The sequence below is a fragment of the Bacillus sp. MRMR6 genome, from assembly GCF_001940785.1.
Lineage (GTDB): Bacteria > Bacillota > Bacilli > Bacillales > Cytobacillaceae > Neobacillus.
Window position 1 is genome coordinate 24415 of the sequence record NZ_MSLS01000007.1, and the last position, 12117, is coordinate 36531.

Below are 12117 nucleotides of genomic sequence, written 5' to 3' on the forward strand. Positions count from 1 at the left end.
TCTGTTAAAATGGAAATGGAAACCAAAAACAGAAAGCGCAAAATCTTTTATAAATGTCTTGTTTTATCTGAAAGTTCAGAATAAAATAAAACTAAACATACTAACCGGTAGGTATGTTATTGAGCTGTGGTGCATATTCTGTTGTAGCGGAAAGAATACTAGAAATCTAGTTTAGAAACGGAGTGGATGGTATGTATTTGCGACTTACAGATGAACAAAAAATGGTGCAAAAAACAATTAGAAGATTCGTAGAGAAGGAATTGATTCCACTAGAAAATGATGTGCTTAGAAACGAAAGAGAAGGCAAACCAAGTCTTCCAGAGGGGAAGTTAAAGGACCTACAATTAAAGGCAAAGGAAGCTGGCTTTTGGGGCATCAATACACCAGAGGAATATGGCGGGGCAGATCTAGGACAAATGATGATGGCTATTGTTTTTATGGAAATTTCAAAAACCTTTGTACCGTTTACCTTTGGCGGGTCAGCAGATATTATTTTATATCGTGCAAACGAAGAACAAAAGAAAAAGTATTTACTTCCCACTATCAATGGGGAGAAAAAGTCTTGCTTTGCGATGACCGAGCCTGGTGCTGGATCAGATACAAGAAACATAAAGATGACAGCTGTAAAAGATGGCAATGAATGGGTACTTAATGGAGAAAAGACCTTTATTACTGGTGGTAACGAAGCAGATTTCGTAATGGCTATCGCGATAACCGATAAAGACCTGCATCAATCAACAAATGGACGTGAAGGAGTTACCTGTTTTATAGTAGACCGTGAAATGGGCTGGAAATCAGAGTATATACATACAATGGGAGAGTGGGGACCAGCTGGATTAGTATTCGATCATGTTCGTGTACCTGAGGAAAACATCCTTGGTGAGCTGCATAAGGGTTATAATTTAGGGCTAGAGTGGATCGGCTTTGCCCGCTGGGTGGTTGGTGCGAGAGCAGTTGGGGCTGCAGAACGATTACTACAAATGGCAATAGATTATTCCAAAGAAAGAATTACCTTTGGTCAGCCAATTGCTGAAAGACAGGCGATTCAATGGCAAATCGCTGATTCCGCAGTAGAAATCGAAGCCGCTAGATGGCTCGTATTGAATGCTGCTTTCACACTTGACCAGGGTGAGGATAATAGACATGCTGCTTCAATTGCAAAATTGTACGGTGCCAATATAGGAAATAATGTAGTGGACCGTGTCTTGCAAATTCATGGCGGAATGGGATACACAAGGGAATTACCAATCGAGCGCTGGTACCGTGAAGCAAGGCTATGGAGAATTTATGATGGTACTGATGAAATTCAGCGTATGATTATTGCTCGTAACTTAATAAAAGGGCATGTGAAAGTTGGTCAGTGGTAGTTATTTATTTTTAAATGTAAGCGCTACCCTGGCTATTATTACTAGATTATTAATTTGTAGGAGGAATGTTTAGAATGGCAGGTAGATTTGAGGGAAGAGTAGCCTTTGTTACTGGAGGGTGTCGCGGAATTGGCAAGGGAATTGTTGAACTTTTTGCCGCGGAAGGCGCGAAAGTAGCCTTGATAGACCTAAATGAAGAAGCACTAGTGGAAACAACGAACGAGTTAAAAGAGAAAGGATATGATGTATTCTCAAAGCTTGCAAATGTTGTGGATCCAGAGCAGGTGGAAGTGGCAATGAAGGAGGCCAATGAAACATTTGGATCAATTGACATCCTAGTAAACAATGCAGGTGTCATTCGCGATAATCTCCTCTTTAAGATGTCAGATTTAGATTGGCAGACGGTTATGGATGTCCATTTAAAAGGTTCGTTTAATGCTGCCCGTGCGGCACAGAAATATATGGTCGAGAATAAATATGGCCGAATTGTTAATATTAGTTCTACTTCTGCTCTTGGAAACCGCGGCCAAGCCAACTATGCAGCTGCAAAAGCTGGCTTGCAGGGATTTACTAAGACCCTCGCTATTGAATTAGGAAGATATGGAATTACAGCGAATTCTGTTGCTCCAGGATTCATCGAAACAGAGATGACGAAGGAAACAGCCGCTAGAATTGGCATTTCCTTTGAGCAGTTAATTCAAGCAAGCGTCGCTCATATTCCGGTAGGCAGAAGCGGTAAGCCTGCTGATATTGCAAATGCTGTTGCTTTCTTTGCGGATGAAAAGTCTTCCTTTGTTAATGGTCAGGTTATTTATGTGGCTGGCGGACCCAAAAATTAATTGTAAAGCGAGGCGAAAATAAATTGTATAGCGATCAAATTGGTAAAAGGTCAAACAAAGTAAAAAACTTGGTTGAACGAGGAGCCGTTAAGAAGTTTGCTGAATCAATTGGTGATCTCCATCCTATTTACTTTGATGAGGAAACTGGAAGACGATCAAGATATAAATCAAATATTGCACCGCCAACTTTTCCGCGCGTTTTTGACTATGGAGAAATCGAGGGTTTAAACCTACCTCCCAAAGGGTTAATCCACGGAGAGCAAACTTACCATTATGAGCGTCCGTTGCTAGTAGGTGAAGAAATCCGCTGTTACTCAGTTGTAGAAAATTATACAGAAAAAAAAGGAAGTCAGGGTACAATGGGTATCCTTGTCGTACAAAGCTATGGTGAGAGCTTGGAAGGAAAAACCATATTTACTTCAAAACAGACAGTTATTATTACGGAAGCTGTTAGGAAGGTGATGGTAAAATGACGACGATGGAACAATTGCAAGTAGGCGAGGCTCTTAACGAGATACAGCTTGAACCAGTCTCACGGATGGATTTGATTAAATATTCAGGTGCTTCAGGTGATTTTAATCCGATCCATACAATCGACGATGAGGCTAAGAAGGCAGGATTACCGGGAATTATTGCCCATGGTATGTGGACGATGGGAAATCTAGCAAAACTGTTTACCCCTTATTATGAGGAAGGGTTTATTCAGGATTACAGCATTCGTTTTAAGGGTATGGTCTTTTTGAATGATGTGGTGACATTAACAGCAACCTTAAAGGATGTAAACGACAATAAACTCCGCTTTCAAGTTCAGGCTGTTAACCAAAACGGCAACGAAGTTCTAAAAGGCGATGTAGTGTATACACAATATTAACAAACATCGGCCCAGCCTTAAGAGAATATTCTTTGGCTGGGTTTATTTCTATGGCGAATGTTTACAAAAATTATCTGGTTATTCGACAAATTATTATGGAGGTCTGATTAGAATGACAGCAAAAATGGTGTTGAGTTATGCGCCGCCGGTATTTTCAAATGTGGAAGAAGAGAGGCTTCATCTAAAACAGAAATTAGCAGGTGCGTTCCGGCTTTTTTCCAAGTTTGGCTTTGACGAAGGAGTGGCCGGTCATATTACCGCCCGGGATCCAGAGAAAAAGGATCATTTCTGGGTAAATCCATTTGGAATGCATTTTAGCCAGATTAAAGCCTCAGACTTAATCCTCTGTAATCACGAAGGGAATGTGGTCGAAGGCAATTACCCCGTTAATCGTGCTGCTTTTGCTATTCATTCACAGGTCCATGCCGCAAGACCGGATGTCATTGCTGCTGCCCATGCACACTCGGTTTACGGTAAGTCGTGGTCTTCATTAGGAAGGCTCCTTGATCCTATTACTCAGGATGCATGTGCTTTTTATAACGACCACTCCTTGTTTGATGATTTTACTGGTGTCGTGTTAGATATCGAAGAAGGAAAGCGGATTGGCAAAGCACTTGGACACCGTAAGGCTTGTATTTTACGGAATCATGGTTTATTGACAGTGGGTAAATCGGTTGATGAAGCAGTATGGTGGTTTATTACAATGGAACGTTCATGCCAAGCACAGTTACTTGCAGAGTCCGCCGGGACACCCATCATCATTGATGATGGAAATGCTGCAGCCACGTATGAGGCAGTGGGAACAACGGAGGCTGGCTGGTTCCAATTTCAGCCGTTATGGAACCGCATAGTCAAGGAACAGGCTGATCTGCTAGATTAGTGAGAACATTCCTGAAAGGATGATTTATCATCTTTTCAGTGATACATAAAAACGGCTGGAGGGAAACGAATGAAGATTGCGGTCGCAGGTACCGGAGCGGTCGGTGGTTATTTTGGTGCCTATTTGCATAAGGCAGGTAATGAAGTCGTTTTTTTAGCCCGAGGAAATAATCTTAAGCTTTTAAAAGATAAGGGACTAACGGTACAAGCTGAGACTGAGAGGTTCCATGTTACAGCCGAGTTTACCGATCGTGCTGAAGACCTTTCGGATATTGATTTATTGTTGTTTTGTGTGAAATCAACGGCTACAGCAGAAGTAGCTGAAAATCTAAAGCCATTTCTAAAAGAAGCTTGCCTAATCATGACTTTGCAAAACGGGGTCGATAACGAGGAAATATTGTCAGACACTTTTGGAAGAGACAGGATTTTATCGGCCGCAACCTATATTCAAGCAAATGTTAAAAAAGCAGGTGTTGTCGAACAAATTGGTATGGCTCCAAGATTAGTAATTGGAGCATTATCTGAAGGATTCACTGATAAAGTGAATGAAATCACCACGATCTTTAATGACGCAAAGATTGACACATTTCCTTCTGCTAACGTGTTAGAAGTAAAGTGGAAAAAGCTTCTCTGGAACATTACGTTTAACCCTTTAACTGCTTTGATAGAAGAAAACGTCGGTGCTATTTTTGAACATCAAGGTTTAAGGAATATTGCGATAAAAATGTGTCAGGAGGCCATTATGGTTGCTAGAACACTAGGGTATAACATCGAGGAAGATTTCTACTTAACCATCCTAGAACAAGGACAATTTGCTAGAAATCATAAAACCTCCATGCTGCAGGATAAGTTAAACGGAAAGAAAATGGAGCTTGAGTCGATTTGTGGATATTTAGTCAAAAAAGGAAAATCAGTGAAGGTTGACACGCCTGTGATTAAAACGATTTATTCTCTTTTATCCTTTCAAGACCTGAAAAATAGATGAAAAGCGAGGTGTTCATTTTGAATTTTGAATTGGATGACGACATCCTCTTTTTAAAAAGAAATGTTCGCAACTTTATACAAACAGAGGTAGAAGCAGTTGCCATGCAAATAGAAGAAGAAAACAGAATTCCGGAAAGAATTATTAATCTATCAAAGGAAATGGGGCTTTTTGGCTTAAGTATTCCGGAGAAATATGGCGGTCTAGGAATCGGAATGGTCGGGAAATGCGCCCTTTACGAAGAGATTGGCCAAACTCATAATGGTTATACGACATTAATTGGTGCCCATACCGGTATTGGTACAGTTGGGATTGTGGAGATGGGAAATGAGGAACAAAAGAACAAGTACCTTCCTCTCATGGCAAGTGGTGAAAGAATTGGGGCGTTTGCTTTAACAGAGCCAGAAGCGGGCTCGAATGCGGCAAATTTGAAGACAACTGCCGTCCGTAAAGGTGATAAATATATCTTAAATGGCTTAAAGCACTATATTACCAATGCTGTTGAAGCGAGTGTATTTACAGTTATGGCAGTTACTGATCCTTCAAAGGGAGCGAAGGGTATAACTTCGTTTATCGTCGAAAAGGATTATCCAGGTTTTCAAGTAGGTGCTGTTGAGAAAAAAATGGGATTAAGAGGGTCAAATTCAGCAGAGCTCATTTTTGAAAACTGTGAGGTGCCTGTCGAGAATGTCCTTGGCACCGAAGGCCAGGGCTATGTGAATGCTTTGAAAATTCTGGCAAATGGCCGAGCAGGTCTGGCTTCGAGGAATCTTGGTTCGTGTCAAAAGCTGTTAGATATGTCAGTCAGGCACGCTAAGGAACGGATTCAGTTTGGTACACCGATTATAAAGCACCAAGCAGTTGGTCATATGCTATCCGAGATGGCGGTAGAGATTGAGGCTCTGCGCTCCTTTACATACCGAGTAGCTTGGATGGTCGATCAAGGGATGAAGGTTATTAAAGAAGCGGCTATGCTAAAGCTATATGGGTCAGAAGTGTATAACCGGATAGCAGATAAAGCAGTACAAGTTCATGGTGGCCTAGGCTACATTGCAGATTATCCAATTGAGCGTTTTTTTCGAGATGCTCGCATTACCAGGATCTATGAGGGAACCTCGGAAATTCAAAAAAACATTATCGCATCTCAATTGGATTCTGAGTATAGCTAACTATACAACCGGGAGGAAAAATGGTGAAGGATATTGTAATCTTAAGTGCTGTTCGCACACCTGTTGGCAGATATGGAGGGGCATTGAAAAATATAAATTCTGGGACTCTAGCATCCATTGTTATCAAGGAAGCTATTACAAGGGCTGGAATCAACGCTAACCAAGTGGATGAGGTCATATTAGGAGAAGTCAGACAATCAACTGAATCTTCCAACGTAGCTAGAGTTGCTGCTTTAAGAGCGGGGGTCCCAGAAACTGTGCCTGCTTTTACGATTAACCGGCTTTGTGCCTCAGGAATGCAGGCAGTCGCCTCTGCTGCCCAGCAAATAGCCTTTGGTCAGGCAGAGATTGTAGTCGCTGGCGGTACAGAAAATATGAGCAGGGCTCCTATCTATCTTAGAAACTCTCGCTTTGGCGGCGACAATTCAAAACTTGTCGATTCCAATACAGAGGCAGGGCAGCAGCCTAATGAAATCTATGGAAGCCAATTAGGAATGGGAATCACTGCGGAAAATGTCGCAGAGAGGTATTCCATTTCAAGGGAGGACCAGGATAGGTTTTCGCTAGAAAGTCAGCTTAAAGCTAGTTTTGCAATCGAAAATAAGAAATTTGAAGCTGAAATGGTTCCAGTTGAAATCAAAGATAAGAAGAAATCTTTTCTGTTTAAAGAAGATGAGCATCCAAGGCCAGATACAACAATTGAAGCACTTGCCAGGCTTAAACCTGTTTTTAAAGAAAATGGAACCGTTACCGCCGGAAATGCATGTGGCCGAAATGACGGAGCAGCAGCTTTGGTGTTAACATCCTCCACAAATGCCAAGCAACTAGGGCTAAAGCCAATGGCAAGACTAGTGGATTGGGCTGCAGCCGGGGTTTCTCCTAAAGTGATGGGGATTGGACCTGTACCAGCAGTAAGGAAACTATTAGAGCGGGTGCGACTCACACTTGAAGACATTGATTTAATTGAATTAAATGAGGCTTTTGCCTCACAAGCATTGGCAGTCATTCGCGGATTACAATTAGACCCTGAAAAGGTGAATGTAAATGGTGGAGCTATTGCATTAGGGCATCCTCTTGGGGCTACAGGAGCAAAAATTATCACTACTTTATTGTATGAACTAGAACGCCGTGAGAAGAGAAGGGGAATTGCTACCCTATGTATCGGCGGTGGTCAAGGAATGGCAATTATGGTTGAACGTATATAACCAAATTAATGCAAAAGCATCCATTTTCCTCGGATTGAAAGAATGGTGCTTTTGCAAAACATAGTAGTTGGTGCAGTTGAGAACGGAAAAATTGTTCCAATAAAGGTAGATTAGTATAGAATTAACTAGAGATGTTAACTACTTGTTCACAATTTGAACATATAGTATTTTTATCATAAAGATCAAGAGAATGCTATTCTTTACTAAGTTTCGTTAATCATTATATACGAGAATTTTTTAATTTAGTAGAATAATTTAAAAAATCAGCACGTATCAATAGGAATATTAATATGTTTCTACAATACTAGTGAGAAATTTGGTGAAAAATTAGCTGTTGAATATTCTAAACATTTTGTTTATTATAATTTTAGTAACATACCGACTAGTTAGTATGTTAAACGATTTAATGTTCGAAATGTAAAGGCTTACAATTTTTGCGGTTTAGTTGAAGATTTACATAGTAACGTAAATAGTTCCGTTGGGGGTATGAACAATGCATGTCAATGAGTTATTTAATTTAAAAGGCAAGGTTGCCATCGTAACAGGCGGAGGTAGAGGATTAGGTCAACAAATTGCCGAAGGCTTTGCAGAAGCCGGAGCAAATGTGGTTCTTTGTTCAAGAAGGTTGGAAGCTTGTGAAGAAGTAAGTGAGGAACTTAAAAAGCTTGGGGTGGAAACACTTGCTTTGAAATGCGATGTTAGTAATCCTGAGGATGTACAGAATGTTGTAGAGCGAACAGTTGAGAAATTTGGCCGTATTGATATTCTTGTAAATAATAGCGGTGCGACCTGGGGAGCATTAGTAGAAGAAATGCCGCTCGAGGCATGGAACAAAGTAATGAATGTAAATGTGACAGGAACATTTTTAATGTCCCAGGCTGTAGGAAAAGTGATGCTAGAGCAGCAGTATGGGAAAATTATTAATATTGCCTCGACAGCAGGTCTTGGGGGAAGCAATCCGAAATTTATGAATGCCATTGGTTATAATGCTTCTAAAGGTGCCGTGATAACCTTCACAAAGGATCTAGCCGTAAAATGGGGGCCAAGAGGTGTATACGTAAATGCCATTGCTCCAGGCTTTTTCCCGACAAAAATGTCAAAAGGTCTTTTAGAGCACGGAGGGAAAGAAATACTTGAGGGTACACCACTAAGAAAATTCGGTACCGACTCAGACCTTAAAGGAGTTGCATTATTCTTAGCATCACCTGCATCAGACTTTGTGACCGGAGATGTCGTTGTGGTCGATGGTGGAACACATGCGATGTAGATGTTATATACCATTCTAACACAAGGGGTGAAGATAGAATGAATAGAGATGCAGTCATCGTATCAGCAGTGAGAACGGCTATTGGCAGGCAAGGCAGTGCTCTTGCAGGCGTACCTGCTCATGTATTAGGAGCAGAAGTGATAAAAGAAGCAGTAAGAAGAGTACACCTCGATCCAGAAAGTGTCGATGATGTCATTTTTGGAAACGTCTTATCTGGAGGTGGAAATATTGCTAGATTAACAGCTTTACAGACGGGTTTAACACTTAATTTGCCTGGGATTACGGTCGACCGGCAATGCGGTTCTGGAATTAATGCGATTAATCTTGCTGCACAGGCAATTCGTGCAGGCGATGGAGACATTTATATCGCCGGTGGTACAGAAAGTATGAGCCGGGCACCCTACTTAATGGACCGGCCGGAAAAGCCGTTCAGCCCGGTACCGCCAAGCTTTAGAAAGTCTCAACTCTCTCCGAAGGAAATTGGCGATCCGCCGATGGGGATTACCGCAGAGAATCTGGCGGTAAAATATCAGATTACTAAAGAAGAACAGGATGAATTTGCATACCAAAGTCAGAAGCGGATGAAGGTTGCTATGGAAGAGGGGCGTTTTGATGATCAAATTGTCCCAATCACGATACCGGTGAAAAAAGGTGAGCCATTTGTTTTTAAAACAGATGAGCATCCTCGTCCGCAAACAACACTTGAGGCTCTAGCAAAGCTTCCCCCAGCCTTCCTGCAAGGAGGGACGGTGACAGCTGGAAGCAGTTCAGGTTTAAATGATGCGGCTGCGGCATTAGTGATTATGTCTCGAGAAAAGGCTGAGGAGCTGGGACTAACACCTTTAGCCGTTATTCGTTCTTATGCAGTTGCAGGTGTTGATCCTAACATAATGGGAATTGGACCTGTCCCAGCAGTTAGAAAGGTAATGGAAAAGTCAGGACTTTCCTTAAATGAGATGGATCTGATTGAAATCAACGAAGCTTTTGCTGCACAAGTTCTTGCCTGTAACCGTGAGCTAGAAATGGATCTAGCAAAGATAAACGTGAATGGCGGAGCAATTGCACATGGTCATCCACTTGGGGCAACAGGTGCAATACTGGCAACGAAAGCGGTGTATGAATTAAAAAGATCTGGTGGAAGATTTGCACTTATTACAGCTTGTATCGGTGGCGGTCAAGGTATTGCTACCATTATTGAACGAGAGTGAAATAGATGAAGCAAAAAATAATGGAAGCTAGTATCCAGTTATTTGACCAAAATGGTTTTAAATCCACCTCGATTAAAGATATTGTGGATTCAATCGGTGTAACAAAGGGTACATTTTACTATTATTTTGCTAGTAAAGAGGAGTTATTAAAGGATATTCACTTGATTTATATTGAAGAGTTACTTGAACAGCAGGAAAATATACTTTCAAATCCGTGCACAAACTGTACGTATAAACTGTATGAGATCGTCGTTACACTCATTAAGAATATTCGAACAAAAAGACAGAGTGCGCGGATTTTCTTTCGAGAAATGAGGCATTTATCCGAAGATAATTTGGATGATATCCGGATTAAACGAAATGAGTATCGTAAAAATGTAGAAGACTTGATTCAAGAGGGAATTTCGAGGAAGGAATTTAAGGGAGAAGTTCGGGCCGATATTCTAACCTTTGGAATCCTCGGAATGACCAATTGGAGCTATTATTGGTACAACCATAAAGGCGAAGTTAGTGAAGAGCAGGCTGCAGAAATCTTTTTAGAAATGATATTAAATGGAATTAAGAGTAATAGCTTGCATTAAAATGACAGCGTTTACAATTGACTGCCTTATGGAGTTTTATAACCTAAATATGAAGGGAAGAAATACATTTGGTAACCTTACATTTTGAACATTGGCCAAAAATATCAAAATCCTTGAGAGTTCCAACGACTTCCTTATATGACAACCTAAAAGTAAGTGCCAGCCGGTATCCTGATCAAACGGCCATTTATTATTACGGTAATAAACTTTCATATGAACAATTAGACCAAGAGGTTAACTCGCTTGCAGGATATTTACAGCAGAAGCTGGGAGTATCTTCAGGTGAGAAGGTCTTGCTATTTATGCAAAATTCTCCACAGTTTGTCATTGCTTATTATGCTATTTTACGTGCGAATGCGGTTGTGGTGCCTATTAACCCCATGCTGGTAGCAGATGAACTAGAGTTTTATATAAAAGATTGTGAAATTAAAACAGTATTAGTGGGACAGGAATTATACGATCGAGTCCGCCCGCTGCTCGGGTCCACCACACTTGAAAACGTATTGATTGCTGCCTACTCAGATTATAAGTACAGCGATTATTCTATTGATCTTCCACAAGAAGTTGTAATGGACAGGATGGTATTTACTGAATCCAATCATTATCTCTGGAGAGAAGCGATTGAGGCAAATCTAACACCAAGTGAACATACTTCCATAGGTCATGATTTAGCTGTACTGCCTTATACATCGGGTACAACAGGGTTGCCTAAGGGCTGTATGCATACGAATAAAACAGTTCAAGCCAATACGGTTGGGGCGTACTATTGGTCACGGGCAACACCTAATGCCGTGCATTTGATGACTCTTCCGCTCTTTCATGTTACCGGTATGGTCCATAGTATGCATATGCCGATTTATAGCGGCAGTACGATGGTGATCATGACAAGATGGAATCGTAATGCAGCTGTTGAAATGATAAAAAGTCAAGGCTGTACCCACTGGGTTACCATCGCCACGATGATTGTTGATTTTTTGGCCAATCCGAACCTTAATCCAGAAGATATTTCTTCCTTAACATCTCTATCAGGTGGAGGAGCAGCACTTCCTGAAGCGGTTGGGGAAAAATTGTTCCAATTAACAGGTCTGCGTTTTGTAGAAGGTTACGGATTGTCTGAAACCATTTCTCAAACCCATTTTAACCCTGCTGACCGTCCAAAAATGCAATGCTTAGGGATTCCATCCTTTGATGTTGATGCCCGGATCATTGAACCAGCAACAGGTAAAGACCTTGGGATTGGCGAAATAGGCGAGATTATCGTCAATGGACCCCAGGTGATGGTTGGATACTACAATCGGGACGATGAAAATCAGAATTCATTTATTGAAATTGACGGGAAAAGATTCTTTCGAACAGGCGATATCGGTCGATATGATGAAGACGGTTATTTCTTTATCGTTGATCGAGTGAAAAGAATGATAAATGCTTCAGGCTATAAAGTATGGCCGACAGAGGTAGAATCTTACCTTTACAATCATCCTGCCATCCAACAAGCCTGTGTAGTCGGTGTTCCAGATGAACGAAGAGGTGAGACGGTGAAGGCATTTGTCATCTTAAATGAAAGTTTTGAGGATAAGGTGAGTGAAGAAGAAATTATCAGCTGGGCTAAAGAGCATATGGCTGCCTACAAATATCCGCGGCAAATTGAATTCAGAAAGCATTTCCCTATGACATCAAGCGGAAAAATCCTCTGGCGCCAGCTCCAGGAAGAAGAAAAAAACAAAGTTCAATAGATATAGAAAAATAAAA

12 protein-coding genes are annotated in these 12117 nt (G+C 41.1%); all 12 read left to right on the plus strand.

Annotated features, from left to right (window positions below; all coding sequences use genetic code 11):
* The first annotated feature begins 191 nt into the window (after nt 1-191).
* The 12 genes from BTR25_RS09175 to BTR25_RS09230 all read left to right on the plus strand — a co-directional run bounded on the left by BTR25_RS09175 (nt 192) and on the right by BTR25_RS09230 (nt 12101).
* Entirely contained in the window at nt 192-1367 is a 1176-nt protein-coding gene (locus BTR25_RS09175; protein WP_075687772.1) for an acyl-CoA dehydrogenase family protein, read from the plus strand.
* 74 nt (nt 1368-1441) lie between these two features.
* Entirely contained in the window at nt 1442-2206 is a 765-nt protein-coding gene (gene fabG, locus BTR25_RS09180; RefSeq protein WP_075687773.1) for a 3-oxoacyl-ACP reductase FabG, read from the plus strand.
* Between the two features lie 23 nt (nt 2207-2229).
* Nucleotides 2230-2679 carry a MaoC family dehydratase N-terminal domain-containing protein gene (locus BTR25_RS09185; RefSeq protein WP_075687774.1) on the plus strand — a complete coding sequence of 150 codons (450 nt, stop codon included), beginning with the start codon at nt 2230-2232 and terminating at the stop codon, nt 2677-2679.
* Nucleotides 2676-3077, plus strand: coding sequence for a MaoC/PaaZ C-terminal domain-containing protein (locus BTR25_RS09190; RefSeq protein ID WP_075687775.1), 402 nt, complete (start codon nt 2676-2678; stop codon nt 3075-3077). Before BTR25_RS09185 ends, BTR25_RS09190 begins: the two co-directional genes overlap by 4 nt.
* Nucleotides 3078-3189: 112 nt before the next feature.
* A complete protein-coding gene (locus BTR25_RS09195; protein WP_075687776.1) occupies nt 3190-3957 on the plus strand; it encodes a class II aldolase/adducin family protein in 768 nt (255 codons plus the stop codon).
* Nucleotides 3958-4026: 69 nt separating this feature from the next.
* The gene (locus tag BTR25_RS09200) at nt 4027-4941 is read left to right on the plus strand and encodes a ketopantoate reductase family protein (protein WP_075687777.1); all 915 of its coding nucleotides are present in this window, start codon (nt 4027-4029) and stop codon (nt 4939-4941) included.
* Nucleotides 4938-6107, plus strand: a complete 1170-nt coding sequence (locus tag BTR25_RS09205; protein WP_483295246.1) for an acyl-CoA dehydrogenase family protein — start codon at nt 4938-4940, stop codon at nt 6105-6107. Before BTR25_RS09200 ends, BTR25_RS09205 begins: the two co-directional genes overlap by 4 nt.
* Nucleotides 6108-6127: 20 nt before the next feature.
* Complete coding sequence (locus BTR25_RS09210) at nt 6128-7312, plus strand: thiolase family protein (RefSeq protein WP_075687779.1); 1185 nt, start codon at nt 6128-6130, stop codon at nt 7310-7312.
* A gap of 493 nt (nt 7313-7805) precedes the next feature.
* Nucleotides 7806-8579, plus strand: a complete 774-nt coding sequence (locus BTR25_RS09215) for an SDR family oxidoreductase (RefSeq protein ID WP_075687780.1) — start codon at nt 7806-7808, stop codon at nt 8577-8579.
* A 38-nt stretch (nt 8580-8617) separates the two neighbouring features.
* Nucleotides 8618-9787, plus strand: coding sequence for a thiolase family protein (locus BTR25_RS09220; RefSeq protein ID WP_075687781.1), 1170 nt, complete (start codon nt 8618-8620; stop codon nt 9785-9787).
* A gap of 5 nt (nt 9788-9792) precedes the next feature.
* Nucleotides 9793-10368 (plus strand): TetR/AcrR family transcriptional regulator, encoded by a 576-nt coding sequence (locus BTR25_RS09225; protein WP_075687782.1) that lies wholly within the window; start codon nt 9793-9795, stop codon nt 10366-10368.
* Nucleotides 10369-10436: 68 nt separating this feature from the next.
* Nucleotides 10437-12101 (plus strand): long-chain fatty acid--CoA ligase, encoded by a 1665-nt coding sequence (locus tag BTR25_RS09230; protein ID WP_075687783.1) that lies wholly within the window; start codon nt 10437-10439, stop codon nt 12099-12101.
* The last annotated feature ends 16 nt before the right edge of the window (nt 12102-12117 follow it).